We start from the raw sequence: 25,736 nt of genomic DNA, 5'->3' as shown, positions 1-25,736 counted from the left end.
ACGCAGGAAGACCCCGCGGGCCCCGAACCTTTCCCCTTCGTTTCTTGAATTGCGCGAATCTTTCGGCGGCCGCACACGGCCCTCCGGAGCCTGACGGAGATCTTGTGGCTTCGTTGACAGGCGATCGGCGCCGACCTTAACTTCGGGACGTCCGGAGAAGCCGCCCCGAAGAATCCGGATTCCTTGAAGAATCCGGAGTCCTTTCCGTGCGGGGCCCTCTTTCTTCTCCGAAATCGCCTCCCTTCCGAACGGGCGGAGACCAAGCCATGAACATTCCTCACGCCGCCGGGCGGATCCCGGCGGCCCTTCATTCAGCGGGTGTGGATCTGGTGGACCTGCGCCGCTGGGAGCTCGCCCTCACACGGTGCGGCGAGGGGCTTGCGCGGCGGTACTTCGCACCCCGGGAACGGTGCGCCGCGCGGGAACTCGCCACCGCGGAGCGGGGCTTCGTGGAGATCCTCGGCCACCTCTTCGGTGTGAAGGAGAGCGTCGTCAAGGCGGTGGGCGGCCTGCCGCCCACCGCGCGCCTCGCGGACATCCACGTCGAGATCCCCGCCGACGGCCACGACAAGGAGCCCTGGACCGTGCGACTGAGCGGCCCCCTGGGCGAGTGGGCCCGGGCCGAGCGGCTCGACGTGGTCGGGGCGTCGACGCCCCTGGGGTCCGGCATGGCTCTCGCCTGGGCGGCGACTCAGGACACGGGGCCCCGCGCATGAGCCCGACCGTGGCCTTCGTCTTTCCCGGACAGGGGAGCCAGTTCCCCGGCATGGGCTACGAGATGGAGCGGTGGGGGCGCCGGGCCGACGCCCTGGGCAGCCGGGCGGAGGACGTCACCGGGCTGCCGGTGCGTGCCCTGATGAAGCGCGCCGACACCTCGGCGCTCGCCGACCCCGAAGTGGCTCAAGTACTGGTCCTCACCTGGTCCCTCGCCGCCCTTGAGCAGCTGCGCGGGCACGGCTGGCGGCCCGCCGTGGTCGCCGGCCACAGCCTGGGCGAGTACACGGCGCTGGTGGCGTGCGGCTGCATCGACCAGGAGACCGCGCTGTCCCTGGTCGCCCGCCGCGGCAGGGCGATGGCGGCCGCGGCCGCCGCCCGCAGCGGCGCCATGGCCGCGATCGTCGGCCTCGCGCCGCAGCGGGTGCAAGGGCTGTGCCACGCCGCCTCGGTCGACGGCGAGGTCGCGGTCGTGGCCAACTGGAACTCGCCGCGCCAGGTGGTGGTGGCCGGAAGCCGGACCGCGGTCGAGGGCGTCGTCGCCGCCGCGCGGGCCGCCGGTGCCCTGCGGGCCCGGCTGCTGCCCGTCGGCGGCGCGTACCACTCGCCGCTCATGGACAGCGCCCATCAGCGGCTCACCGAGCACCTCGCCGACGTGGCGCTGGCCCCGCCCGCCGTCCCGTTCGTCTCCAGCACCACCGGTCTGCGCGTCACCGACGTCGAGGCCTACCGCCAGGACCTCCTGGCGCAGATCGTCTCCCCGGTGCGCTGGCGGGACGTCATGCGCACCCTGGCCGACTGCGGCGTGGACACCTACGTCGAAGCGGGGCCGGGACGCGTCCTGCACGGCCTGGCCCGCGAGATGGCCCGCACGGCACAGCACCTGACGACCGGGGACGCGCTGCGTCGGACGCCCTCGCCGCCCGGGCCGGTGAACGCCCGCAGCGCCGTACCCCCCTCCAGCAAGGAGCAGTGACGTGAGCGATCTCCAAGGGCGCGTCGCCCTGGTCACCGGAGCCACCCGCGGCATCGGACTCGCCGTGGCCGTCGAACTGGCACGCGACGGCGCCACGGTGCTCATGAACCACCGCGGAAAGCCCGAGCAGGCCCAAGAGGCCCTGGCCCGGGTCCGGGCGATCCAGCCCCAGGCCCGGCTCCTCCAGGCCGACATCGCCGACAGCGCCGCCGTCGAGGACATGTTCCGTGCCATCAGGCACGACCACGGCCGTCTCGACGCCTTCGTCAACAACGCGGGCATCACCCAGGACGGCTACGCGCTCATGATGGGCGAGGCCAAGTGGCGCAAGGTCATCGACACCAACCTCACGGGCGCCTTCCTGTGCACGCGCGCCGCCGCCCGCCTCATGGCGCAGCGCCGCACCGGCTCCATCGTCACCGTGAGCTCGACGAGTGCCGTACGCCCTCCGGTGGGCCAGGCCAACTACGCGGCGGCCAAGGCCGGCACCGTCGCCCTGACGCAGGCCCTCGCCAAGGAACTCGGCTCCTACGGCGTCCGCGTGAACTGCGTGGTGCCCGGCTTCATCGACACGTCGATGACGCGGCAGATCCCTTCGGACCGGCTCGCGGAGAACCTGCGGCACGTGCCGCTCGGCCGCATCGGTCAGCCCCAAGAGGTCGCGTCCGCAGTGCGGTTCCTGCTCAGTGACGCGGCCGCGTACGTCACCGGGTCCTCCGTCGTCGTCGACGGCGGCCTCATCTGCTAGCGCCGCGCGGCGGTTCACGCCCCGCCGTGCGTCCCTCGCGAGGGCGCCCGCCCCGCGACCCACCCCGCCCCTCACCCACCACTCCAAGGGAGAACACCATGGTGATGACACTCGACGAGGCGACCCGCCGAGCGGCCGCCCGGCAGGACCTGTGCGCACAGGTCAAGACGCTGCTGGTCGAACGGCTCGCCCTGAACGTCGACCCGCGTGCCATCGGCGACGACCAGCCGCTGTTCGGCCGCGGCCTGGAACTCGACTCCATCGACACCCTCGAACTGGCCATGGCCGTGGAGGACACCTTCGGCGTGACCGTCACCGACGACGACACCCACAGCCTGCTGTCGCTCAACCGGCTGGTCGACCACATCGAAGGCGCCCGCGCATGACCGGGCCGCTCCCCCTGCCGCCCCGCGACGCGGTGCTCGGCGCCGACGACATCGCCCGGCTGCTGCCGCACCGCTACCCCTTCTTCCTCCTTGACCGCGTCACGGCGCTCGAACCCGGCACGAGCGCGGAGGCCGTCAAGAACGTCACCGCCTCCGACGCCGTCCTGGCCGGTCACTTCCCCGGCCGCATGCTCTACCCGGGAGTCCTCCTGGTCGAGTGCGTGGCGCAACTCGCCGCGGTCATCTACGGCAGCGCCGCCGCCCGGTCGGCGACGGGAGACCTCGTGGGGGACGTGGCCGACCGGGTGGGCTACCTCGCCGAGATCCGTCAGGCCAAGTTCCTCAAACCCGTTCTCCCCGGCGACCAGGTGACCGTACGCGCGCACAGCGGTCCCCGCCTCGGCGGTCTGATCTCGGTCACGGGCCAGGCGGCGGTGGGCCGGGAGTTGGTGATGACCGCACGTCTGGCCGTCACCGAACTCGCCCCCTGACACCGCCGCGGCGCCCTCCCGCCACGCCGCGCCTCTTCCCCCTTCCGTACCGAGTTCCGTACTGACTCCCGTACCGAGTTCCGTACCGACTCCCGTACGGACTTCCGTACGGACTTCCGTACGACTTCTCCTTCCGTACCGACCGCATCTGTCGAGCCATCCTGGAGACGCCACCATGACAACTCACCACCACACCAGCACCGATGAGGAGTACACGGCCCTGCGCGAGGGGGTCGGTCTCGTCGACTACGAAGGCGCAGGCCTGCTGGCCGTCACCGGGCCCGAGGCGACGGCCTACCTGGGGCGGGTCGGGACGCGCGGCGTCGACTTCCTGCTCGAGGGCCAGAGCACCTCGTCGCTGCTCCTGCGCGAGGACGGCACCATCGTCGCCGAGGCGCTCATCCACTGCCGGGGCACCGACTACCTCGTGGAGATCTGGCCGGACCAGGCCCGCGCCGCCACCGCCCATCTGCTGGCGGCCGCCGCGGAGCGCCCCGGCGTGACCATCGAGGACATCAGTGCGCGGTGCACGGTCCTCGGCATCGAAGGACCCTCCTCGTTCAAGATCGCGCAGGCGTACCTCGACTTCCCCATCGCCTCGCTGTCGTACCGCAGTTGCGTCGGCGTCCAGTGGGCGGGGAACGCGGTGACGCTCTCGCGGACCGGTGTCACCGGCGAGTACGGCTACAAGTTCTTCGTCCCCGCCCCGCACGCGGCGACGCTGCGCGCGGAGCTCGGCGCGCAGGGCGCGGTGGAGTGCGGCAGGCAGGCGGTCGACGTCTGCCGGATGGAGGTCCGCTTCGCCAGCCACGAGCACGAGCACACCGGCGGCCCGGTGACCCCCTTCGACGTGGGCCTGCAGTGGATGCTCGACCCCGATCAGGACCACGTGGGACGCGAGGCCCTCGACAACAGGCGCCCGCACGAGCACCGCTCCCCCGTGTGCTGGACCGCGGCACCCGACCTGGACGCGGCGCCCGGCCGAGGCACCCCGGTCGCGGTCGAGGACGCCGAGGTGGGCACCGTGACGCACTGCGTGTGGTCCCCGCGGCTCGGCCGCTTCATCGGCACCGCCGCCGTGGACCCCGGGGTGGCCGCCTCGGGCCAGGAGTTCCGCCTCGCGGGGACCGGCGCCGTGGTGCGCACCGTGTCCGCGCCCTTCCTGACGGCCACCAGCCTCGGCGTCGCGCTCGACTGAGCCCCTCAAGTACGCGGCTCACCCCGGCCACGGCAGTGGCCGCAGCGAACAGGAGAAACCATGAGCTCCAGCACACGGCGCGCACAGAGCGTCGCCGTCACCGGAATCGGCATCAGCTGCGCGCTCGGCACCGGCGCGGAGCAGGTCTGGCAGGCCGTACAGAGCGGTGCCCACGGCATCGGCAAGACCGAGCGCCTCGACGTGTCCAGCCTCAGCTGCCGCTACGCGGGCGAGGTGCGGTCGGTGCCCGCCGGGGTGCGGCGCGTCGGCATGCGTCCCGACCGCGCGACGCGCCTCGCCCTGGCCGCCGTGCAGGAGGCCGTCGAGGGCGCGCGCCTGAGCCTGGCCGACCACGACTCGTACCGGGTGGGCGTGGCGGTCGGCACCTCCGTCGGCGGCCTGGAACACGGCGAGCGGTTCCACTGGGACATCCTCAAGGACGGCCCCGGCGCGGCCGGGCGGCACCGGCTCACCAGCTACCCGCTGTACACCTCGGCGGACGCCATCAGCGTGGCCTTCCAGCTCAGGGGCCCCAAGGTGGTGCTCTCCAACGCCTGCGCCGCCGGGTCCAACGCGATCGGCTACGCGGTGGACGCCATCCGCGAAGGGCGCGCGGACATCATGATCGCCGGTGGTGTGGACGTGCTCGACATCCTCTCCCTCGCCGGATTCGACAGCCTCAACGCCCTCGACACCGAGCCCTGCGCCCCCTATTCGCGCAGCACGGGCACCAGTCTCGGCGAGGGGTCCGCCTTCCTCGTCCTGGAGGCGGAGTCCCTCGCCCAGGACCGCGGCGCCACCGTCCTCGGCCACGTCCTCGGCTACGCGACCACCAGCGACGCCTACCACGCCACGGCCCCCGACCCGGCCGGGAACGGCGCCTACCGCGCCATGCGCCGCAGCCTCGCCCAGGCCTCGCTGGCTCCCGAGGACGTGGACTACGTCAACGGCCACGGCACGGGCACTCCGACCAACGACAAGGCCGAGACCAAGGCGGTGGCCGACCTCTTCGCGCCCGCGGCCCCGGCGCCCATGAGCAGCACCAAGTCCCAGGTGGGGCACATGCTCGGGGCCGCCGGAGCCATGGAGGCGGCCACCTGCGTCCTGGCGCTGCGCGACGGGGTCCTGCCGCCCACCGTCAACGTCGCGGAGCCGGCCGGCACCGCGCGCGACCTCGTCGCCAACCACGCCCGTCCGCAGGCTCTGGACGTCGTCGTCTCCAACTCCTTCGCCTTCGGCGGCAACAACTGCTCCCTCGTCCTGGGCCGTCGCCCGGCGCCCTGCGGCGACGTGCCCGACCACCGCGTGGTCATCACCGGCGCCGGTCCCGTCACCGCGCTGGGCAGCGGCCGCCAGGCCTTCCTCGACGCGCTGCGCGCGGGGACCAGCGCCGTCGGGGCCGCCCGTCTGACCGATGTGTCCCTGTCCCGCACGGGCCGGGCCGCGGAACTCGACAGCGCCGAGTGCCGACGCCATGTGGACCCGGCCTACGCGCGCCGCCTCGACCAGATAGGCCTGCTCACCCTCGCCGCCAGCCGTCTCGCCGTACGCGACGCCGGTCTGCGGATCACGAAGGCCGACGCGGAGCGCATCGGCATGGTCTTCGGCACCTTCAGCGGGCCCATGCAGACCGTCGCCCAGCTCAGCGAGACCATCGGCACCGTGGGCCCGCACCGGGTCAACCCCCGGCTGTTCCCCAACTCGGTCATGAACGCGGCGGCCGGGCACGCCTGTCTCGCCCTGCAGATCCGCGGCCCGCTGTCCACCCTGGCCACCGGCTGCGTCTCCGGTCTCAGCGGCCTGGCCTACGCCGCCGACCTGGTGCGGCGCGGTGAGGCCGACGTCATGCTCGCGGTCGCCGCGGACGAGCTGACTCCCCTGCTCCACTGCGGCTTCGACCGCCTGGGCCTGCTCTCCGACGACACCGTCCGTCCCTACGCCGCCCCCGCGGGCGGCACCGTCCTGGGCGCGGGCGGCGCCGCGCTGGTCGTGGAGTCGCTGGAGCACGCCCTGCGGCGCGGGGCGACGATCCTCGCCGAGGTCAAGGGCCACGCGATGACCTCGGACGCCTACCGCGTCGCCGGGAACGACCCCTCCGGCGCGGCCTGGGCCGAAAGCTTCACCCGCGCCCTCGACCACGCCGGCACGGCCGCGGACGACATCGGCACCGTGTACGGCGACGCGCGCGGCACCGCCGCCATCGACGCCGCCGAGGCCGCCGCCGTGAGCCGGATGTGGCGGCCCGGACAGGTGCGGCTGAGCAATCTCAGCCCGTACGTGGGGCACGTGCACAGCACCACCTCGCTGATGTCCGCGGTCTGCGCCGTCGAGACCGTACGCACCGGCTGGAGTCCCGACGTCCCGCCGCCGTCCACGCCGGAGAAGGTGACCACGTACCTCCGGGCCGACGCCGAGGCGGGCCGGGCCTGCCTGGTCACGGCCGCCAACTGGGGCGGTACGTACGCCTCCCTCGTCCTCGCGCCGTACACCGGCCCGGCGGCGACGCCCCGGACGGCGGTGGGGTGATGGCGGCTCCCGCCCTCGTCCTGCTCTCACCGGCGCGGATCCCCGATCCGGGCGACGCGTCCTGGCGCGACTGGCTCACCGCCGAAGAGATCTCCTTCAGCCACGGCTTCCAGCGCGCGCACGAGCACCTGGCGGCGCGCAAAGCAGCGAAGGCCGCCGTCGCGTCGCTCCTGGGCCTTCCCGCCGACCCCCAGCTCTGCCGGGCGCTCGAAGTGCTCCGGGCGCCCGGTTCCGGGCCCGTGCTCCGGCTGGGCGGCGCCGCCGCACACCTGCTGCGCGGCGCGGGCCTGCCACACCCCCGCGTCTCCTTGACGCACGCCAGGGGCCACGCCGCGGCGCTCGCCTGGCTGCCCGCCCCGAAGGCGGGTGCGCGATGACCGGGGGAAGCCAGGTCGCCCTCGTCACGGGTGCGCTGGGCGGCATCGGCCGGGCCGTCACCGAGCACTTCCTCGCGCGCGGCATGGGCGTGCTGGTGACCGACCTGGACGGCGAGGCCTGCCGCCGGGCCGCGCGCGACCTCAACGGCTCGGGCGGGCCCGGCCGCGCGCTGGGCTGCGGCCTCGACGTCACCGAGCCCGAGGCGTGGGACCGGGCGACCAGGCTGGCCCGGCGCCGCTTCGGTCGCCTCACCGTACTGGTCAACAACGCCGGAGCCCTGGGGCACCAGCCGTTGGAGGGCACGAGCGAGCAGGAGTGGGCCTGCGTGGTCCGCGTCTGTCAGCGCGGCACGTTCCTCGGCATGAAGGCCGTGGCGCCGTGTCTGCGTTCCGCGGGTGGCGGCGCGATCGTCAACGTCGCTTCGGTGTACGCCCTCGTGGGCTCGGGCGCCTCGTTCGCGTATCACGCGGCCAAGGGCGCCGTCCGGTCCATGACGACCGCCGCGGCCGTCGAGCTCGCTCCCGGCGGGATCCGGGTGAACGCCGTCTACCCCGGCATGGTCGCCACCTCCATGACGAGCTCCGCCCCGGCCACGGTCGTGCAGCGGGCCGTGGCCGCGACACCGCTGTGCCGTGCCGCCCGTCCGGAGGAGGTCGCGGCGGCGGTCGGCTTCCTGGCGTCGCCCGCGGCCTCCTACGTCACGGGCGCCGAACTCGTCGTCGACGGCGGCTACACCGCCCGCTAGGGCCTGCCCGACGCGACGCCGCGCCGGCCCATCGGGCGAGGCCCCGGCGCTCCCGACCAGCCGTACCGCACTCATGAAGGGCCGTAGCGCTCATGCCCCCTGCGTCTTTTCGCCGGCCGTGGTCGATCCTCGCGGTGCTGTGCACCGGCTTCTTCGCGATCGTCATGGATACGACGATGGTCAACGCCGCAGTCCCCGTCATGATCGGCGAGTTCGGGGCGGGCCTCGGTGAGGCGCTGTGGGTGGTGAACGCCTATGTCCTGACCTATGCGGCGCTGCTGATCACCGGCGGGCGGCTGGGTGACCGCTTCGGTCCCAAGCGGCTGTATCTGGCGGGCCTCGCGCTCTTCACGATCGCGGCGGGCGGGTGTGCTGCGGCCGACAGCATCCGCGAGTTGATCGCCCTGCGCGTGGTGCAGGGCCTGGGTGCGGCCCTTCTGACGCCGCAGACCAGCGCGTTCATCACCGTGCTCTTCCCTCCCAGGCTCCGGGGCACGGCGTTCGGCGTGTGGGGCGGTGTGATCGGGCTCTCGGCCGTGGCGGGGCCCCTCGCGGGCGGGGGCCTGATCGCGTGGGCGGGCTGGGAGTGGATCTTCCTGGCCCATGTGCCGCTGGGCTGCGTCGCCTTCGTCCTGGCGGCCGTGGTCGTGCCGGACCACCGCCCGTGCGTCCCGCACGGCTGGGACGTCACTGGCACGCTCCTGGTAACGGCCGGTCTTGCAACCTTCTGTTACGGGCTGTTGGAGTACGGCCGCCCCGGCGGCACGGCGTCGGTGGCCGCCGGGACCTGGGTGGGCGTCGGCGCCGTCCTGCTGGTCTGCCTCGTCGTGCAGCAACGGCTCACCCGGGGCGAGCCCTTGGTGCCGCGGGCCCTGTATCAGTGCCGCGCCTTCGTGAGGGTGGCGGTCATCGGTGCCGGTGTCCACTTCGCCGTGGTCGGCACCGCCCTGCCGCTGCTGCTCTACCTCCAGAGCATCCTGGGCAACGACCCGCTCGCCGCCGCCACGATCACCGCTCCCTCCGCCCTCGCCGTCGGTGTCGTCGCCGTCGTGGTGGGCAGGTGGAGCCACGGCGCGCGCACGGTTCGGCTGCTCGGGATCGGCGTACTCGTCTACGCGGCGGGACTGGCCCTCACCGTCCTGTGCGCCCGACCCGGCGTGAGCGCGTGGCAGTTGCTCCCGCCGATGCTCATCGCCGACGCGGGCCTCGGCTGCACCCTCGCCCCGGTAACGACCATCGCCTTTCAGAGCGTGCCCCCTTCCCTGGCGTCCGGCGCGTCGGGGGTCCTCAACACCGCGCGGCAGATCGGTGGTGTCCTGGGCGGGGTCGGCGTCGGGGCCCTGCTGCGCCTGCGGCTCTCCGCCGACCTGCCGACGCACGCCCATGCCACGGCAAGGGACCTGCCGTCCCGGCTGCGTGCGCCCTTCACCGACTCCCTGCTCCGCCTCTCCGGCGACAGCCTCGCGCGGCCACCGGCTCCGGCCGGCCTGTCCCCACGCGAGGCGGGCCTCTTCGGCGACTTCGCCGACGCCGTCTTCCACCAGACGTTCATCAGCGCCTGGCGCACCACGATGGCGCTTCCCGTCGGCGTCCTGCTGCTCTGCTACGTGCTCAGTAGGCGCCTGCACCTCGAATCCCCTCTCCGAATACCACCGCAAGGAAAGGGAAAGAAAAGCCCTCAGCCCTCAAAGAGCTCCTAATCTGACCGAGGGCAAAAGAAAGGCCCTGCCGAGAAATCCCCAGCACGTTCCACAGCACATTTCGCGGCACATTTCGAAGCAGATAGAGAAAGAAGGACTTCCATGCTGAACGCCTCCAGCAAGATCGCCCGGTTCCTCTGCTCCGCCACCCTCGTGGGTGCGGTCGGCGTCGCCGTCGCGGGCCCCGCGCAGGCGGTCCCGCAGACGCGCTCCCCGCAGACCGGCGCCGCCGCCCAGGAGCAGTACGTGCACCTCCAGGGCAAGCTCACGGCCGTGGCGGACGACCACGTCAAGGTCGCCACGGGCGGGACGGTCGTGACCGTGCAGCTCACCGGTGACGCCTACTGGATCGGCCACCTGAAGGTCGGCGCCCAGGCCGACGTCACGGCGATCCTCGCGGACGGGGTCTACACCGCCAAGGTGATCGTCACCTGGTAACCCCGAATCCCACCACCCGCCCGGGATCCGCGCCAGCGGACCCCGGGCGGTTCTTCTTTCCCACGGCCCGCTCCGGAAATCAATTCCGAATCATCGCAAGAACAGCGAAAGGAAATCCTTCAACGAAACGGAGGGAGAATATCGTTCGGGATGTCAGATCACCGCCCGGATCCCCACTCGATTTCCCGCGGGGGCATCCGACACCGACATCGAGGAGTGCAGCATGAACAGATCCCGGAACCTCATGGTCAAGCTGGCGTCAGTCGTCATCGGCCTGGCCGGCACCGTGGGTGCCTTCGCTTCGACGGCACAGGCCGCTCCGGCGGACCCGCGGCCCCCGCAGACCGTGAGTGCCCCGGCCGCCGACCCGGCCCGAGCCACGGTGTTCTTCGGCAGGATCACCGCCTTCAAGGACGACTACCTCGAACTCGCCAAGCAGAAGGGGCAGATGCGCTTCAGACTCCGCTACGGCGCCGAGTACTACGGCCCCATGCGCGTGGACGTCAACGCACGGGTGGAGGCCACGTTTGCCAACGGCGAGTGGTACGCCAAGCGGATCTACGCCCGGGCGTAGCGGCTACCTGATCGGATGCGGCCTCTGCCGGAGAAGGCTCCGGCAGAGGCTCACGTGTGCCCGCGCCCTTCCTGCTCCGCCGCGCCGGACCACCACGGTGGCCTGCGCGTTCACCGGGGCGGGCCGTCGCCGAGGTGGGCGTCGAGGGCCCGGGACACCTCGGCGCGGTTGACGACCCGCAGCTTCTTCAAGGTCCGGGCGACGTGGTGCTCGACCGTGCGCACCGAGAGGCAGAGCGCCTGGGCGATGTCGCGGTTGCTGGCGCCTTCGGCGAGGAGCCGGGCCACCTCGACCTCCCGGGGCGAGAGGCCCTCCCCATAGCCGCGCCTCCCCGGTGTGGCGGGGCGCTTCGCACCCGCCTGCCGCAAGGCGTGCCGGCACCGGGCGAGGTCGGCGGTGGCCCCGAGCCTGCTGTAGGTGTCGAGCGCTTCGTCGAGGGAAGCGGGTTCCGCCTGTGCTCCTGGGCCGCTGTGGCACAGCGCGAGCAGTTCGGCGGCCCGGGCGGCGAAGTAGGGCCTGCCGATGGTCCGCCACCTGTCGCGGGCCTGCTGGAACCACCGGGCCGCGCTCGCGGGTTCGGTGCTCTGCTCCAGTACGCCGCGGGCGACGCAGAGTTCGGCGTCCGCAGCCGGCGCGACGTTGCCGCCCCGCGCCGCCAGGGCTTCGGCGACCAGGTCCTGCGCCTCGGCACGGCGACCGGTCGCCAGGCCCGCGCGGACCGCCGCCTGGACCGTGCCCAGCGGCTTGTACCAGATGCCGGCGGACCGCAGCAGGCGGAGCGCGGGCCCGAGGGTTTCCCACGCCTTGTCGGGCTCGTCGCGGGCGAGGTGGACCTCGGCGGTCGCGGCCGCGGCGTGCAGGGAGCACACGGTCCCGCCGATGCGCTCGCCTGCGCGGCGGGCGAACTCCAGATGCTCCATCGCCGTGCCCCACTGCCCCTTGCAGACCGCGAGGCTCCCGCCGATCAGGGCCCGTTCCCGCTGCGCGATCGCCATGTCCGGGCAGGTCGTGTTCAGCTCGTCGAGGCGCTCTTCGAGGCCCGACCAGGCTCCGGCGAACCAGTCGCACCGCAGCAGCTGGGTCCGGGCGAAGCACTCCAGGGAGGGGTTGACGCCGTCGGCCGTCAGCCGCGCGGCCTCGTGCAGCACCGCGGCCGCACGCGCGTCCTCCCCCCGGTTCAACGCATTCGACCCGACGTTGTACAGGGCGATGAGTCGCTGTCTTCGCGTCTCGGGGTGCGGGGCGGACCGCGGCAGGGCGTCGACCAGATCCCACAGGCGGGCGTCGCCCTTGCGGGACATCAAGAACAGCTTCGCGCCTTCCAGTTCGGCCATCCGGGCCTCGTCCTGGCAGCCCTGAAGGGCGCTCTCGGCCCGTGCCACCCATTGATCGAGCTCCGCGGCGGTCTGCGTACGCTCGTAGAAGATCGCGTTGAGCATGCCGGACGCGGCGAGCGAGGGCCACGGTCCGAGCTCCTCCACCGCCTTCATCAGCTCGCGGTACGCGGCCTTGTCGCCCGCGTGGTTCACGAGGACCGCGGCGAGCGTGAGCCGCACGCGACCACGGGTCTGGACGGGCAGGGTGGTGTCGTCCACGAGCCGTCGCATGATGGCCAGGTGGTGCGCGAAGCGCGTGAATTTGTGCGCGATGTCGCTGAGGGCGAGCGCGGCGCGCGACCGCACCTCGGGTCGCACGCCGTCCTCGCCGAGGATGCCGTGCAGGAGTTGGGAGGCGATGCCGTCGTCCCCCATGGCGACGGCTTCGCGGGCCGCGGCCTCCGCCTCGCGCAGCCACGCCTGCTTGTCCCCCAGCGCTTTGGTGTGGTGGGCGATCTGGACGAGCGCGGGCCGCCGCTGTCCGCGCAGCACGCCGTGGGCCCGCTGGTGCAGGTGGATCCGCTGCGGGCCGGGAAGGTCTCCGTAGACGGCTTGCTGCGCGAGCACGTGCCGGAAGGCGTACTTGGCGGGTTCCGACTCGTGCAGGAGGGAGCGGTGCAGGGCTTGGGTGAGCGCGGCGGTGGCCTGCTCGGCCTCCAGTCCCGCGACCTCCGCGAGGACGTCCTGCGCCGCGGGGACCGCGAGGACGGCCGCGGCCTCCACGAGGCGGGCGGCGGGCGCCGGCAGCTCGGCCAGCCGCTCGTGGACGGCCTCCCGCAGGGAGCGCGGTGCCGGTGACCGGCCCAGGAACTCCACTTCCTGTTCGAGCCCTTGGGCGGCGTCCTGCGAGGTGCTCCGCTTGCGCCGGTCCAGGAGGGTGAGCAGGTCCTCCTCCACCACCAGGGGGAGTCCGGCGCTGCGCCGGTGCAGCACCCGGCCCAGGGTGTGGCCCGCCACTCGTCCCACGACGTCCGAGGCCAGGGCCGTGACCTCGCGCGCGCTGAGCGGCTGGAGCCGGATCTCGCCGCCCGACACACCGATCGGCCGCCGGTAGGCGTTGCCCAGGACGGGCTCGGTGGGCGGCAGGTCCTCCGCGCGGTAGGTGAGGACGAGGCCGAGGCCGCCGGGGGGTTCCCGGGCGATGAGGAAGAGCAGTTCGCGCGTGGCCTCGTCCGCCCAGTGCATGTCCTCGATGACCAGCACCACCGGCTCGACCGCGCGCAGCACGGCGCGGATGCCCAGGACGAGCCGGAGGCGCTCGGGCATCGCCGAGGTCGCCTGCCGGGAGTCGTCGAGGTGCGGGGCCAGGTCCGGCAGATAGGCGGCCAGCGTGCCGGTTTCGGGGGGCAGCAGGCAGTTCCGGGGCAGGTGCTCCGCCGCCTTGCCGACGGCCTGGAGGACGGGGCCGTACGGGAACGGCTCGCGCAGCGGATAGCAGAGCCCCGTCGCGACCTGCGTACCGGAGGCCGTCAGCAGCAGTTCCGCTTCACGGACGAGGCGGGACTTCCCTGAGCCTGCCTCGCCTTCGATCATGACCACCGAGGGCAGGCTGCGCAGCGAGGTGACGAGGTCTTCGAGCTCGCGCTCGCGGCCGACCAGGGTGAAGCCGTCTCTTCGCATCCCCGAGATGTCCGCGGAAGTCACCGCCTGAGCCACCGGTTCTCGTCCTCTGCAGGGTGTGAACGGCCTCCCCGAAACACCAGGCCAGACAGCCAGTTTAGCCAGCGCGGCCCCCTCCGTCCGGCCGGGCGCCGGGGGCGCGCGAAGCGTGGAACGGGCGGCCCGACGCGCCCCGAGCGCCCGGCGGATCGGCACACGAGATCACCCCCATCCCTGCTCCGCACCACGTAATCCGTGCTCGACACCACGCAATAGGTGGTGCCCCGCATTGAATGCGCATCTATCCGCGCGGTCCTCTGGGTGTCGACAGGCGCGATCCCGCACAGCTCCGCTCAGCGGACCGAGGAGACAAGATGACTCCGTTCTTCGACAACCGCAGCACCGTGGCACTGGAGACCAGGCCCGTGCTCAGCGCCCGCACCGAGACCGGGCAGGCCCGGCACCCGCTCGGCGCGGAGCCGCCGGTGGCCGCCCCGCCGGATCCGGCGCCGCACGCCGAGGACGGCCGTACCGACCGGCACTACCAGCGAGATCGCCGAACGCGACGGCCGGGGGGCTTCCGCGCCCTGCGGCTCCGGCTGCCGGCTGCCGCCGACGCGGTGCCCGGCGCCCGCCACCGGGTGCGCCGCTCCGTGATCGAGTGGGGCTGGGGCGACCAGGCGGACACCGTGGAGCTCCTGTTCTGCGAGCTGCTGTCCAACGCCGTCAAGCACGCGTCGACGGGTTCCCGGACCGAGGAGACGGTCGAGGTCAGCGTCCGGCAGACAGACGCCTCGCTCATCGTCACGGTCGACGACTCGGGGTCCAAGGGCACTCCCACCGTCACCGGCTCCCCCGTGGACGAACTCGCGGAGAGCGGCCGGGGGCTGCTCCTGGTGGAGGCGATGGCCTCCGCGTGGGGCTGCAACCGGACCCGGAGGGGGACCAGGACGTGGTTCCTGTTGGACCCGGCCGGTTCCGGGCCCCGCTGAGGCGGGCCCGGCCATCGAGGGCGGCGACGCCCAGGCCCTCCATGCCCGGCGCCCTTCCTCAGGGGCGCTCGGCCGGGCGACGAGGCCTCACGAAGAGCACACGTCCCCAGCGCCACAGGAAGACGCATACATGATCCGCTTTCCCGCACCGCTTCCCCCGCACCCCGGCCGCCCGGCGGAGCCGACACGGCAGGCGCCGCAGGCCGTGTCCCCCGCTGCGACAGGACGTCGGAGCCTCCACCGCGCGACCGGCGGCATTCCGACGCTGCGCTGGCCGGAGCAGGCCGCCGTGGTCCACGAGCTGCGGCTGCGCAAGGTGCCCCGGCTCCTCCTGGTGCTCCCCGGGGAGCAGCCGCCCACGACCGTGGACCCGATGGAGGACTGGGCACGCCTCCCGGTCGACGAGAGGGAACTACAGGTGCGCTGCGACACCTTGCGGGCCAGGGCCTCGCTGCGCAAACCGGTGATCGACGCGCAGGACGTGCTGCGCTTCGCCGGGCGGCACCTGCCGCTGGCCGCGGGCGAGGCGGAGATCGCGCGCCCGCTCGCCGAGTCCTACGGATCCGTGGTCAGCCGCGAAGAGCTGGCCGCCCGGCTGTGGCCCGACGACGAGAACGGCCGGCGCAACGCGCTCGACGTCAGGATCCTGCGCACGCGCCGCCGGGTCGCCCCACTCGGCTTGATCATCAGCACGGTGCGGCAGCGGGGCTACCTGCTCCACGCCGAGCTCGACGAAGGAGCGGTATGAACGCCGACGGCGACACCCCGATCGCGAGCTACGGCCGGCTGGTCCACGGCGACGGCTGGGACAGTCCGACCGACCCCGGTGAGACGCTCGCCCACCTGGCCCGCCGGAACGCGGCGCTGTGGCCCGACGCGGCGGCGCTGCGCTGGCGCGACTCCGTCGGCGACGGGTGTCACCTGACCTTCGCCGAGGCCTGGAGCGACAGCGAGGGCACGGCGCGCGGTCTGCTGTCCCTGGGCCTCGCGCCGGGCGATCGCGTGGCGGTGCTCAGCGGGCTGCGGCCCGAGTGGACGACGACGCTCATGGCCGCCGCGACCTCGGGCCTCGTCGTGGTGTCCCTGCTGCCCTCGACCGTCCCCGAGGAGATCGTCCACGTGCTCGGTGACTGCGGCGCCCGCGTGGTGGTGTGCGAGAACGCGGCGCAGCTGGCGAAGGTCGAGGCCGCCTGGGACCGCCTGCCCGGGCTGCGTCACGCCGTGCTGATGGACGCCCCCGCCGAGGCCTCGGACCCCGGTCCCGCGGAGCACCCGGCGCGCACGGTGAGCCTGGGCGAACTCCGGTCCCGGGGGCGGGCCGAGGTCGGCGCGGCGGAGCTGCGGCGGCTCTCGGACGCGGTCCGGGCCGAGGACCTGCTGGCCATCATCTACACCTCGGGCACCACGGGCCCCAAGAAGGGCTGTGCCCTCACCCACGGCAACTACGTCAGCGTCCTGCGGGCGCACCCCCGGCCGCCGCACCGCCCCGGGGCCGCCCGTGACCACAGCAACGGCACGATCTTCGTCGTCACGGGGCCGCACACCATCGCGATGCTCATGCAGGTCCTGGCCTGGTGGTCGCGGTACACGCTCGCCTTCCGCCGCGGCGGCCCCGACGACAGCCTGGTGGACGAGATCCGCGCCGCCCGCCCGCAGATCCTGCCGCTGGTCCCCCTGGCGCTGGAGCAGATCTACAGCTCGGTCCTCGCCACCTGGTCCGAGGCGGACGCGTCCCTGGCCCTGGAAGCGGCACGGGCAGGCCTGGACGCACGCGAGCGCGTCCGGCGCGGGGAGACCCTGCCGCCCCGCCTCCAGGAGTGGTTCGAGGCAATGGAGGAGACGCTGTTCGCCGAGGTCCGCGGGCACTTCGGGGGCGCGCTGCGGCGGGCGACGGTATCGGGCGCGCCGGTGTCCCTGGAGATCCTCTCGTTCTTCCTCGGCTGCGGGGTCCCCCTCGTCGAGTGCTACGGGATGACGGAGACGGCGGCGGTGGCCACCACCAACACCCCCGACGCCTACCGCCTCGGGACCGTGGGCAGGCCCCTGCCCGGCGTCGAGGTCGCCACGGCGCCCGACGGGGAGGTCCTGATCCGGGGCGCCAACGTCTTCAGCGGCTACTGGGGTTATCACGAGGACGCGTTCGGCAGCGTGCGCGACGGCTGGCTGCACACCGGCGACCTCGGCAGCATCGACGCGCACGGATATCTGACGCTCACCGGACGCAAGAAGGAGCTGATCCAGCTCTCCCACGGGGTGGCCGTGACACCGCATCCCCTGGAGAGCGCCTTGCGCAGGCACCCGCTGATCTCCCATGCGGTCGCCTATGGGGAAGGGAAGCCTCATCTCGTGGTCCTCCTGACGCTCGACGAGCGATACGCCCAGAAGTGGGCGGCCGAGCGGAGCCTGCCCACCGACGTCCCGCGGCTGACGCGGGAGCCGGTCCTGCTGGCGGAACTGGAGCGGACGCTCGCGGAGGCGAACGCCACCCTCCAGGACTACTACCGAGCTCAGGCGATCATGGTCCTTGAGCGCGATCTGTCGTTGGACGAGGGCGAGTTGACCATTTCGATGAAGGTCGTGCGGCCCGTGGTGCACACACGCTTCCGTGCCTCCCTCGAAGCGCTCTACCCGTGAGGTCCCCTCTCTCACCTGGTGAAGCCGATGTCCTGATAGACGACGGAGGCGAAGCCTTGGGCACCCAGGTTGGCGAGCGAAGGCTTCGACGCGACGATTCCCGGATCCTGGTAGAGAGGGATGTCCGCCGCCTCCTGCCAGATCAGGCGATCGGCGCGGTTGATGACGTCGACGACCTTCCGCTTGTCCGTCTCGGTCGCCGCCTCGTCGAGCAGCGCGTCGATCCGCGATGTCCCGGTCCGTGAGAAGTTCAACTGCATGTCCTTCCCCTTGGGCTTCACGTAGAGGCTGCGGTTGACCGACACCGGGAAGGGCCTCATGGTCCAACTCACTGTCGTCAGGTCGAAGTTGCCGGGGATGATGTAGCGCTCGAAGAGCACGTTGAGCGGAACGAGCGTGAGTTTCAGCCGGACGCCTGCGGTGCGGAGCATGGCCTGAAGGACCCGCCCCTCGTTCTGCGCTTCGGCGTCGCCGCTCATGGCCAGGTAGTCCAGTTCGAGCTTGCGGCCGTCCTTCTCGCGGACGGTGCCGTCGAGGTGCCACCCGGCCGAGGCAAGCGCCGCGCGGGCGGCCGCGGGGTCGTAGGTGCCGATCCGGCCCGCGTTGTCCTGGTAACCGGCCTGCTGGGGCAGGAGGAAGTGGTTGCCGAGCGGTTGTGCGTTCCAGTCGACTCCCTGGAGCGCGACTTCCGCGATCCGCCGGCGGTCGATGGCCCGCGCCAGTGCCCTCCGCACGCGGGCGTCCCGCAGGACGGGGCTCTTTCCGTTCATCGTCAGCTGGTGGTGGGTCGCCGATCCGGCCCTGAGGATCCGCGCGTGCGGCGTGTCCTGGGCGGACCGGTAGGCGGCGGCCTTCGTCCCCACGTCGAAGAAGTCGACCTCTCCGTTGGCGAAGGCCCCTGCGTGCGCGGCCGGGTCGAGCACGCGGAATACGATCTTGTCGAGCAGCGGGGTGTCCCCCCACCACTTCTCGTCGCGCACCACGGTCAGTGTCTTCGCGGTCTCGTCGCGCTGGGCGAACTTGAACGGCCCGGCCGTGACGCGGGCCTTGCCCTTGAATCCGTCGTTGAAGCCGCGGGGCGTGCGGATGACGGACGCCGGGTACAGGGGCGTGAACAGCGAGCGCCACTCCCCGAAGGGTCTGGCGAAGTCGACGGTGACCTCCCGGTCTCCCCCGGGCCCCCTCGACACCTTCGCGATCAGGTCGTAGCCCGTGTGGGACACCGCGTGGAAGTCCGGGTCCCTGCCGTTCTGGGCGCGCCAGTTCGCCAGGAAGTCCTGGTAGGTGATCGGGGTCCCGTCGCTCCATCGCGCATCGTCGTTGATGCGGTAGGTGACGCGCTGCCGTCCCGCCTTCGTACGGGACACGGCGGAGACGAGGTAGTCGGGGTCCGGCGCCACCCGGCCTCGGTCGTCGCTCTTCATGAGGACGGGCATCATCGACTCCATGACGCGGCGCGTGTCGATGTTCCCGCCGTCGAGATGGCGGACGTTGAGGTTGTCCTGGATGACGCCGAGCGGCCAGTCGAGTACGCCTCCCTTCCTCAGGTCGGCGCGGTCGACGCGGTTGACCTGGCTCGCGGCCGGTCCCGCCGACGGGGGCTTGTCGTGGCGGGTCGCGCACGCGTTGACGAGCGAGGCGCAGACAGCGGCTGCGAGCACCGAGGTGACTGCCGTGCGAGAAGGGCGCATGGGGGCTGCCTTCCTGTGGAGGTGACTACCGATCCCCGCCCCTGTGCGCCGAATCGGGCTCTTCCGACGTGGGCGGCTGCTGCTGGTGGCCCTCAGCCCCGGCCCTCGCGAGGGCCGGCGAAGTGACAGGCCGCGGTGTGGTCCTCTCCCTGCGCCGAGGGCACCGGGTCCTCGACCTCGCAGCGTCTTCGCTGCTCGGGCGGCAGGTCGGCGTAGCGGGGGCAGCGGCGGCGGAAGGGGCATCCCGCGTGGACGTCCACCGGTCCCGGCTCCTCTGCCACCACCGGGAGGCGGGTCCGGGCCCGCTCCCGTCTCGGCTCGGGCCGGGGCACCGCGGACAGCAGGACCTGGGTGTAGGGGTGGCTGGGCCGGGCGAGGACCGCGTGGGCGGCACCGGTCTCGACGACGCGTCCCCGGTGCATGACGGCGACGCGGTCGGCGAGGTAACCGGCCACGGCGAGGTCGTGGGTGACCAGGAGGCAGCTGAGGCCCAGCTCCGCCCGCAGCCGGTGCAGCAGGTTGAGCACGGTCGCCTGCGCGGAGACGTCCAGCGCCGCGACGGGCTCGTCGAGCAGCAGCAGCTTCGGCCGCAGGGCCAACGCCCGTGCGATGCCGACGCGTTGGGCCTGACCTCCGGAGAGCTGTGCGGGGTAGCGGTCCCGGTGCTCCGCGCCGAGGCCCACCAGGTCGAGCAGGCCGGCGGCCCGGCGGGCGCTCGCCTCGCGGGTCCAGCCGTGCGCGAGCAGCGGCTCGGTGAGGATGCTGTCGACGGTCATGCGCGGGTCCAGGGACGCGACGGGGTCCTGGAACACCATCTGCACCTCACGGCTCAGCCGTCGCCGCAGGCCGGGCGCCGCTCGGCGGCTGTCCTGTCCGGCCACCAGCACGGTGCCGGTCGCGTGCCTCCGCTGCGGCTGCGGTTCCACGACCTGTCTCAGCAGCGTGGTCTTGCCGCTGCCGGATTCGCCGACGAGGGCGAGCGTCTCGCCCTGCCTGATGTCCAGGCTGACGCCGTCCACGGCCCGTACCAGGGCCGTCCTGGACCACCCCGATGTCGACCGGCGGCCCGGGTAATGACGCACCACCTCCTCCATCCGCAGCACGACGGGCCGCTCGGCGCGGGGCGTGCCCTCCCAGGGCGTTCCCGGACCCGATGTGAGGGATGCCGGGCCGACCGCCGTGCGGGCCGTGCCCTGGCGCTGTTCGCGCGCGTGCTTGCGCCCGACCTCTTCGCTGCGCAGGCACGCGGTGGGGTGGCCCTCGCCGTAGCGGATCTTCAGGGCGGGCTCCTCCTCGCGGCAGACGTCGTCGGCCAGGGGACAGCGTGGCGCGAAAGCACACCCCTGGGGCAGGCGGAGGGCGCTCGGCGGACTCCCCTCGATCGGTGTCAGCGCACGCCGACGGACCTCCAGACGGGGCACCGCGCCGAGCAGACCGACCGTGTACGGCATCCGGGGCCGCTCGTAGACGTCGTCCACGGTGCCTTCCTCGACGAAACGCCCCGCGTACATGACGTGGATCCGGTCGGCGAGGCCCGCGACCACGGCCAGGTCGTGCGTGATGATCACGACGGCTGCTCCGGTGGCCGTACGGGCCTTGCCGATCAGGTCCAGGACCTGGGCCTGGGTCGTCACGTCCAGGGCGGTCGTGGGTTCGTCGGCCACGAGCACCGACGGGTCGTTGGCGATGGCCATCGCGATGGCGACGCGCTGGCGCATTCCGCCGGAGAGCTCGTGCGGGTAGGCGTCGATCCGCCGCCCCGGGTCGGGCACGTCCACGGCGTCCAGGAGCTCGATCGCCCGCCGTCGCGCCGCTGTCCGGGACAGGCGCTGGTGTACGCGCAGGGCCTCCACGATCTGGTTGCCGACGGAGTACACGGGGGTCAGCGAGGAGAGGGAGTCCTGGAAGACGACGGCCAGGTCGTTGCCACGGACGCGGCACAGGCCCGCCTCGTCCAGGGCCAGGAGTTCTCGTCCGTGCAGTCTCACGGAGCCGCGGACTTCGGCGTGTTCGGGGAGCAGGCCGAGGACGGCTGCCGCCGTGGCCGACTTCCCTGCCCCTGACTCACCGACGATGGCCAGGACCTCGCCCGGGCGCACCGCGAAGGACACGCCCCGCACCGCGCGCACGGTCCCGCCGGAGCTCGGCAGGGAGACGTGCAGGTCCCGCACCTCCAGCACCGGTGGCCCGTGTGTGTGCGTCGGCTCGCTCGCGGGCGGGGCTTCGGCGACGGGCGGGGCACGCCGCGTGGTGGCGCGCGGGCCGCGTGTCGCCACCGACCTCGGGTCGAGTGCGTCGCGCAGGCCGTCACCGATCAGGAACAGCGACAGGCACAACAGCAGCAGATATCCTGCGGGGAAGTAGAAGAGCCAGGGATACGCCAGCGCGTTGGGCGTGCCCGTGGCGATGAGGGCCCCGAGCGACACCTCCGGCGGGTGCACCCCGAAGCCCAGGTAGGCGAGTCCCGCTTCGGCGATCACGGCGGACCCGAACTGGAGCGTCGCGTCGATGATGAGGAAGGACGCCAGGGAGGGAACGACGTGCCGGCGGATCACTGTCCGGCCGGGCACTCCGAGGTAGCGGGACGCCCGCACGAAGTCGCGCTGCTTGAGCGACCTCGTGCCGGTGCGGACGGCCCGCCCAGTGATCATCCAGCCGAACGCCGCCAGGAACACCACGAGGAGCAGCCACGTCGTGTCCTCGACGACCGGCGACAGGGCCGTGACCAACAGGAACCCGGGCAGGACCAGGAACAACTGGATGCAGCCGAGCGCGGCGCGGTCCGTCCAGCCGCCGGCGTAGCCCGCGACGGTCCCGATGGCGACCGCGATCGCCGTACAGAGGAGCGCGGTGAGCAGACCGACGGCCAGCGACCTCTGGGTGCCGCGCAGGACCAGGGCGAAGACGTCCGCTCCCGCGCCGTCGGTCCCGAACGGGTGGCTGCCGCCCGGAGGCCGGCGCAGGGCCAGCGGGTCGAGATCGCGGTGGTCCCAGGGCTGGAACAGGGGTCCGCAGCAGGCCAGTGCGGCGAGCCCGACGAGCATCACCGAGCCGACGAGTGCCGCCGGGTGATGTCCCAGCCCGCGTACCACCCCGGCGGCTCCGCGGCTTGTGCTCCCGCCGCCCAGAGGATCGTCCTGAGCGGCCGTCAGCAGGCCGCCGGGGTCGGGGAACACGCTCATGGCGTCCTGCTCCTCGGATCGAGAACGAGGTGCAGGACGTCGGCGACGAGCCCCGCGACGAGCACCAGGACCGCGGTGAAGAGCCCGACCGCCGCTACGACGTTGACGTCCTGGGCGAGCACGGAGTCGACGAGCCATTCGCCCATGCCGTGCCAGCCGAAGATCTTCTCGATGAAGACGGCTCCGGTGAACGTCAACACCGCGTTGTAGGTCAGCAGCGGCAGCAGCGGCAGGACCGCCACCGGCAGCGCGTGCCTGCGCAGCGCCGTGCGCCGGGAGAGGCCTTTGGCCCGGGCGGTGCGCACGAAGTCCTCGTGCACCACGTCGAGCATCGTCTGGCGCTGGTACAGGCTGAAGAGCGCGACTTGGAAGGCGATCAGCGTGGCGGCCGGGAGAACCGCGTGCTGGGTTCTGCTGATCAGCCTGTCCCAGGTCCCCGTGGTCCCGGGCGCGTACTCACCGGTGTACTCGAAGACGGTGCTCCCCACCAGGTCGTTGATGTTCCGCGCCCAGAGCTGGAGGGCCAGGGCGAGGACGAAGACCGGAGTGGCGAGGACGGTGAAGGCCGCCATGGTCAGGGCCCGGCCCCTCCGGCCCCCCCGCAGCGAGGCGCTCCAGGACCCCAGCAGGATCCCTCCGGCCGACCCGATGACGGTGGCGATCAGCACGAGCCGGGCACTGGTCGCCGCGCGACGCAGGAATTCCGGGCCCACCGGTGCGCCGGACACGGTGCGGCCCAGGTCGCCGTGGGCGACCCCTTGTGCCCAGCGCGCGAACCGTTCGACGACCGGGGTGTCGGGGTTGAGGTTGTAGGCGTCGAGGACGGCTTGGACCTCCGCCGGGGGCGGCGGCGGGTTGCGGTCGACGTAGGTGGCTCTCGGGTCCAGACTCAGTGCGGCGAGGAGGTAGGTGCAGCCGACCGCCACCAGGACCAGGAAGAGAGTGGCGGTCAGTCGGCGAGCGCAGCAGCGGAACACGGACGAGGCCCCTCGATTCGATGCCGTCTGGGACGATCGAATGGCGCTTGCCTCGGACCGGCTCACGGGCCGGGGCACCGAAAAGAGTAGCTATCTGTCCGTCACGTGCGGCCCTGGGCTGAGTATCCGTACCCGTAAGGGGGACGCCCGGGGAACAGGCGCCCCTCGGGACCCATCCGTACGCCGATCCCGTACTCCGGCCATGGGCACGTGTGTTCAGCGCAGACGGCGCAGGAACACGTCGGGTGCGCTGTTGGTGTCGTCGGGGACGAGGTTCCCGGCCGGGGAGTCGAACACCGCCGCGCTGCCGTCCTCGGTGACGCCGGTGCGCGGGCCCGGCGCGGTGTCCTCGGAGGCGAGGTCGGTCTCGACGCTGACGAGGGTCACCGCGCCGGTCTGCATGTCCTTCAGGAAGACGTCCGTGCTGCTGTCTCCGTCGTTGCCGGGGTCGAGGTTGGTGGCGGCGGAGGTGAACACCGCGTAGCGGCCGGTGCGGCTCAGTGCGACGTCGTCGCTGTCGCCGTCGGCCGGTGTGCCGTCCGCGGCGGCGCTGACCAGGCGCATGCGCTGGGCCTCGCGGTCGTAGAGGAAGACGTTGTGCCCGCTCTTCGGGGCCGGTCCCTCGGGGCGGAGCACGCTGGAGGTGGAGGTGAACGCCACAGCGCGGGCGTCCCCGCTGAGGGCGGCGCCCCAGGACGGGGTCTTGCGGTTGTAGCCGTGCGGAACGGAGATGAGTTCCGTGGTGTGCTTCTCGCGGTCGCGCAGGAAGACGTCCGTTGCGGAAAGGTGGTCCTCCACGTCGGTCAGGCCGGAGGCGTTCGAGGTGAAGGCGACATAGCGGCCGCCCAGGTCGCCCGCGAACGCGGGCCCGAACGCGTCGCCCTCGCCGTGCTTGCCGTCGTTGCCGAGCTGCGCCAGCTCCGTGGTCCTCTTCTTGCGGTCGTAGAGGAAGACGTCGTCCCGCTTGTTCGCGTCCCCCGCGACGAGGTCCTCGGCGCCCGACGCGTACGCGACGTACCGGCCGTCGCCGCTGACCACCGGGTCGTACGTCAGGGGGCCGCGCAGCCCGTCGTAGGAGGCGCGGGTGGGGCTGATCCGTTCGGTTCTGCCGGTGCGACGGTCGTGCAGGAAGACGTCATCGAGGTCGTTGGGGTCACCGCGGACGAGGTCGTCGGCGGTGGAGGTGAAGACCACGTACCGTCCGTCGGGGCTCAGGGAGATCTCCCGTACGACGCCGTGGCTCGCCTTGCCGTCGCTCCGGACGCTGACGCGTTCCGTGGTCCCGGTGCGCAGGTCGCGGACGAAGGCGTCGGGGGTGCCGTTGGTGTCGTGCGCGACCAGGTTGCGGGACGCCGAGACGAAGGCGACGTAGCGGCCGTCGGCACTGATGGCGGGCCCGCTGGAAGCCGCGTTGCCCTGGGCGCCCGTCGGGCCGACGCTCAGCCGCTCGGTGTGCGGGGCGGCGGCGGGGGCGGCAGAGGCGCCCGGCGAAAGGGCGGCCATGGCGCAGAGGGCGGTGAGCGCGGCGCCGACAGCCGTCACGCGCTGATGAACGGGCATCCGGTTCCTCCTGTGGTGACGGCCGTCTCTGTGTGCTGTCCGGGCGCGCGTCGGCCGGCGAAGGCCGCGGCGGATACCCCGGGCACTCGGATATCCGTCGCTGCGGAGTTCGTCCCCGGCCCCGCGCACCGTAGGCGAGCGAACACGGTGAAGCCCAGGAGGTCAATGTGCCGCGTGCCCTCCACGGTGTGGATGCGTCGGTTGCATCAGGTGGCAGAAGCGTTACGGCGGGCTTTTGTGCCGTAGTCCCGTGGAATGGGCAACCATTGGCGCCGATTCGGCAGTCGGCGCCGCCCGGTCCCGGGGAAACCGCCTAGCCGCGGATGTTCACGTCGATGCAGGCGTAGAACGCATTCTCCGTGTCGGCGATGTTCCAGACGGCCAGGACCTTCTGCGGTCCCCGGAGACTGCCGAAATTGACGGTATGGCGGACAAACTGGGGCGGCTGCGCGCCACCCTGGTCGAACTCGGCGACTTTCCGAGAACCCACGAAGTACTGCCACGTGGTCGTGGAGTGCTGCGCGGTCAACCGCCAGGTGAACGTGGTCGAGTTGGCGACGCCGTGGACGGCCCAGCCCTTTCTGTCGTCGTCCAGGTCGGCGAACTGGGCATTGCCGCCGCTGCAGCTCTTGAGGCCTTTGGGGCCTTCGACCGCGTCGGGCTCCCATTTGATGGGACCGCACTCCACGCTCCCGTTGAAGCACTGGTCCTGTCGGCTGGCGGGTGAGGTCACCCAGCCGTGCGCCTGGGCCGGAGCGGCCGGGAGGCTCACGGCGATCAGGGGTGCGAGGCCCAGGACGAGGGCGGCGGCCAGGCTCTTTTTCGCGAACATGACAACTCCTTCCGTCATT

General features: G+C 72.5%; 21 protein-coding genes. 15 read left to right on the top strand and 6 right to left on the bottom strand.

Annotated elements, in window-relative coordinates; all coding sequences use genetic code 11:
* The first annotated feature begins 266 nt into the window (after window positions 1–266).
* The 12 genes from AC5WAM_RS41500 (at window position 267) to AC5WAM_RS41445 (ending at window position 10,874) form a co-directional block, all read left to right on the top strand.
* Window positions 267–716 (top strand): 4'-phosphopantetheinyl transferase superfamily protein, encoded by a 450-nt coding sequence (locus AC5WAM_RS41500; RefSeq protein WP_495520918.1) that lies wholly within the window; start codon window positions 267–269, stop codon window positions 714–716.
* A complete protein-coding gene (locus AC5WAM_RS41495; RefSeq protein ID WP_495520917.1) occupies window positions 713–1,690 on the top strand; it encodes an ACP S-malonyltransferase in 978 nt (325 codons plus the stop codon). Before AC5WAM_RS41500 ends, AC5WAM_RS41495 begins: the two co-directional genes overlap by 4 nt.
* 1 nt (window position 1,691) lies before the next feature.
* Entirely contained in the window at window positions 1,692–2,438 is a 747-nt protein-coding gene (locus AC5WAM_RS41490) for an SDR family oxidoreductase (RefSeq protein ID WP_495520916.1), read from the top strand.
* 98 nt (window positions 2,439–2,536) lie between these two features.
* Window positions 2,537–2,824, top strand: a complete 288-nt coding sequence (locus AC5WAM_RS41485; protein ID WP_366795255.1) for an acyl carrier protein — start codon at window positions 2,537–2,539, stop codon at window positions 2,822–2,824.
* Entirely contained in the window at window positions 2,821–3,315 is a 495-nt protein-coding gene (gene fabZ, locus AC5WAM_RS41480) for a 3-hydroxyacyl-ACP dehydratase FabZ (protein ID WP_138957480.1), read from the top strand. The genes AC5WAM_RS41485 and fabZ overlap by 4 nt, the downstream gene beginning before the upstream one ends.
* Window positions 3,316–3,490: 175 nt before the next feature.
* Window positions 3,491–4,513, top strand: a complete 1,023-nt coding sequence (locus tag AC5WAM_RS41475; protein ID WP_495520915.1) for a glycine cleavage T C-terminal barrel domain-containing protein — start codon at window positions 3,491–3,493, stop codon at window positions 4,511–4,513.
* 60 nt (window positions 4,514–4,573) lie between these two features.
* A complete protein-coding gene (locus tag AC5WAM_RS41470; RefSeq protein ID WP_495520914.1) occupies window positions 4,574–7,039 on the top strand; it encodes a beta-ketoacyl-[acyl-carrier-protein] synthase family protein in 2,466 nt (821 codons plus the stop codon).
* The gene (locus AC5WAM_RS41465) at window positions 7,039–7,416 is read left to right on the top strand and encodes a holo-ACP synthase (protein WP_495520913.1); all 378 of its coding nucleotides are present in this window, start codon (window positions 7,039–7,041) and stop codon (window positions 7,414–7,416) included. Before AC5WAM_RS41470 ends, AC5WAM_RS41465 begins: the two co-directional genes overlap by 1 nt.
* Complete coding sequence (locus AC5WAM_RS41460; RefSeq protein ID WP_495520912.1) at window positions 7,413–8,162, top strand: SDR family NAD(P)-dependent oxidoreductase; 750 nt, start codon at window positions 7,413–7,415, stop codon at window positions 8,160–8,162. The genes AC5WAM_RS41465 and AC5WAM_RS41460 overlap by 4 nt, the downstream gene beginning before the upstream one ends.
* A gap of 92 nt (window positions 8,163–8,254) precedes the next feature.
* Window positions 8,255–9,862 (top strand): DHA2 family efflux MFS transporter permease subunit, encoded by a 1,608-nt coding sequence (locus tag AC5WAM_RS41455; RefSeq protein WP_495520911.1) that lies wholly within the window; start codon window positions 8,255–8,257, stop codon window positions 9,860–9,862.
* Between the two features lie 102 nt (window positions 9,863–9,964).
* Window positions 9,965–10,300: a hypothetical protein gene (locus AC5WAM_RS41450; protein ID WP_495520910.1), complete on the top strand. Its 336-nt coding sequence runs from the start codon at window positions 9,965–9,967 to the stop codon at window positions 10,298–10,300.
* 223 nt (window positions 10,301–10,523) lie between these two features.
* Window positions 10,524–10,874, top strand: coding sequence for a hypothetical protein (locus tag AC5WAM_RS41445; protein WP_495520909.1), 351 nt, complete (start codon window positions 10,524–10,526; stop codon window positions 10,872–10,874).
* A gap of 110 nt (window positions 10,875–10,984) precedes the next feature.
* On the opposite strand, the gene AC5WAM_RS41440 is transcribed toward AC5WAM_RS41445, so the two are convergent.
* The gene (locus AC5WAM_RS41440; RefSeq protein WP_495520908.1) at window positions 10,985–13,870 is read right to left on the bottom strand and encodes an ATP-binding protein; all 2,886 of its coding nucleotides are present in this window, start codon (window positions 13,868–13,870) and stop codon (window positions 10,985–10,987) included.
* 353 nt (window positions 13,871–14,223) lie between these two features.
* Between AC5WAM_RS41440 and AC5WAM_RS41435 the strand changes: the two genes are divergently transcribed.
* The 3 genes from AC5WAM_RS41435 to AC5WAM_RS41425 all read left to right on the top strand — a co-directional run bounded on the left by AC5WAM_RS41435 (window position 14,224) and on the right by AC5WAM_RS41425 (window position 17,475).
* The gene (locus AC5WAM_RS41435; protein WP_495520907.1) at window positions 14,224–14,841 is read left to right on the top strand and encodes an ATP-binding protein; all 618 of its coding nucleotides are present in this window, start codon (window positions 14,224–14,226) and stop codon (window positions 14,839–14,841) included.
* 130 nt (window positions 14,842–14,971) lie between these two features.
* Window positions 14,972–15,589 (top strand): winged helix-turn-helix domain-containing protein, encoded by a 618-nt coding sequence (locus AC5WAM_RS41430; RefSeq protein WP_366795245.1) that lies wholly within the window; start codon window positions 14,972–14,974, stop codon window positions 15,587–15,589.
* Window positions 15,586–17,475 carry an AMP-dependent synthetase/ligase gene (locus AC5WAM_RS41425; RefSeq protein WP_495520906.1) on the top strand — a complete coding sequence of 630 codons (1,890 nt, stop codon included), beginning with the start codon at window positions 15,586–15,588 and terminating at the stop codon, window positions 17,473–17,475. Before AC5WAM_RS41430 ends, AC5WAM_RS41425 begins: the two co-directional genes overlap by 4 nt.
* 11 nt (window positions 17,476–17,486) lie before the next feature.
* On the opposite strand, the gene AC5WAM_RS41420 is transcribed toward AC5WAM_RS41425, so the two are convergent.
* From AC5WAM_RS41420 to AC5WAM_RS41400, 5 genes are all read right to left on the bottom strand, one after another.
* The gene (locus tag AC5WAM_RS41420; protein ID WP_495520905.1) at window positions 17,487–19,166 is read right to left on the bottom strand and encodes an ABC transporter family substrate-binding protein; all 1,680 of its coding nucleotides are present in this window, start codon (window positions 19,164–19,166) and stop codon (window positions 17,487–17,489) included.
* Window positions 19,167–19,258: 92 nt separating this feature from the next.
* Window positions 19,259–22,348: a dipeptide ABC transporter ATP-binding protein gene (locus AC5WAM_RS41415; protein ID WP_495520904.1), complete on the bottom strand. Its 3,090-nt coding sequence runs from the start codon at window positions 22,346–22,348 to the stop codon at window positions 19,259–19,261.
* Window positions 22,345–23,325, bottom strand: a complete 981-nt coding sequence (locus AC5WAM_RS41410; RefSeq protein ID WP_495520903.1) for an ABC transporter permease — start codon at window positions 23,323–23,325, stop codon at window positions 22,345–22,347. Before AC5WAM_RS41410 ends, AC5WAM_RS41415 begins: the two co-directional genes overlap by 4 nt.
* Before the next feature lie 216 nt (window positions 23,326–23,541).
* Complete coding sequence (locus AC5WAM_RS41405; RefSeq protein WP_495520902.1) at window positions 23,542–24,885, bottom strand: TolB family protein; 1,344 nt, start codon at window positions 24,883–24,885, stop codon at window positions 23,542–23,544.
* Between the two features lie 313 nt (window positions 24,886–25,198).
* The gene (locus AC5WAM_RS41400) at window positions 25,199–25,717 is read right to left on the bottom strand and encodes a lytic polysaccharide monooxygenase auxiliary activity family 9 protein (protein WP_172384182.1); all 519 of its coding nucleotides are present in this window, start codon (window positions 25,715–25,717) and stop codon (window positions 25,199–25,201) included.
* Window positions 25,718–25,736 lie beyond the last annotated feature (19 nt).

It is taken from the genome of Streptomyces sp. JLYT201, from assembly GCF_059448825.1.
Note: the sequence above shows the minus strand (reverse complement) of the source record. Positions and strands in the feature narration are given on the sequence as shown.

Coding starts and splice junctions, on each gene's coding strand:
- AC5WAM_RS41500 (WP_495520918.1), top strand. CDS start 267: ATGAACATTCCTCACGCCGCCGGGCGGATCCCGGCGGCCCTTCATTCA.
- AC5WAM_RS41495 (WP_495520917.1), top strand. CDS start 713: ATGAGCCCGACCGTGGCCTTCGTCTTTCCCGGACAGGGGAGCCAGTTC.
- AC5WAM_RS41485 (WP_366795255.1), top strand. CDS start 2,537: ATGGTGATGACACTCGACGAGGCGACCCGCCGAGCGGCCGCCCGGCAG.
- fabZ (WP_138957480.1), top strand. CDS start 2,821: ATGACCGGGCCGCTCCCCCTGCCGCCCCGCGACGCGGTGCTCGGCGCC.
- AC5WAM_RS41475 (WP_495520915.1), top strand. CDS start 3,491: ATGACAACTCACCACCACACCAGCACCGATGAGGAGTACACGGCCCTG.
- AC5WAM_RS41470 (WP_495520914.1), top strand. CDS start 4,574: ATGAGCTCCAGCACACGGCGCGCACAGAGCGTCGCCGTCACCGGAATC.
- AC5WAM_RS41465 (WP_495520913.1), top strand. CDS start 7,039: ATGGCGGCTCCCGCCCTCGTCCTGCTCTCACCGGCGCGGATCCCCGAT.
- AC5WAM_RS41460 (WP_495520912.1), top strand. CDS start 7,413: ATGACCGGGGGAAGCCAGGTCGCCCTCGTCACGGGTGCGCTGGGCGGC.
- AC5WAM_RS41455 (WP_495520911.1), top strand. CDS start 8,255: ATGCCCCCTGCGTCTTTTCGCCGGCCGTGGTCGATCCTCGCGGTGCTG.
- AC5WAM_RS41450 (WP_495520910.1), top strand. CDS start 9,965: ATGCTGAACGCCTCCAGCAAGATCGCCCGGTTCCTCTGCTCCGCCACC.
- AC5WAM_RS41445 (WP_495520909.1), top strand. CDS start 10,524: ATGAACAGATCCCGGAACCTCATGGTCAAGCTGGCGTCAGTCGTCATC.
- AC5WAM_RS41440 (WP_495520908.1), bottom strand. CDS start 13,870: ATGCGAAGAGACGGCTTCACCCTGGTCGGCCGCGAGCGCGAGCTCGAA.
- AC5WAM_RS41435 (WP_495520907.1), top strand. CDS start 14,224: ATGACTCCGTTCTTCGACAACCGCAGCACCGTGGCACTGGAGACCAGG.
- AC5WAM_RS41430 (WP_366795245.1), top strand. CDS start 14,972: ATGATCCGCTTTCCCGCACCGCTTCCCCCGCACCCCGGCCGCCCGGCG.
- AC5WAM_RS41425 (WP_495520906.1), top strand. CDS start 15,586: ATGAACGCCGACGGCGACACCCCGATCGCGAGCTACGGCCGGCTGGTC.
- AC5WAM_RS41420 (WP_495520905.1), bottom strand. CDS start 19,166: ATGCGCCCTTCTCGCACGGCAGTCACCTCGGTGCTCGCAGCCGCTGTC.
- AC5WAM_RS41415 (WP_495520904.1), bottom strand. CDS start 22,348: ATGAGCGTGTTCCCCGACCCCGGCGGCCTGCTGACGGCCGCTCAGGAC.
- AC5WAM_RS41405 (WP_495520902.1), bottom strand. CDS start 24,885: ATGCCCGTTCATCAGCGCGTGACGGCTGTCGGCGCCGCGCTCACCGCC.
- AC5WAM_RS41400 (WP_172384182.1), bottom strand. CDS start 25,717: ATGTTCGCGAAAAAGAGCCTGGCCGCCGCCCTCGTCCTGGGCCTCGCA.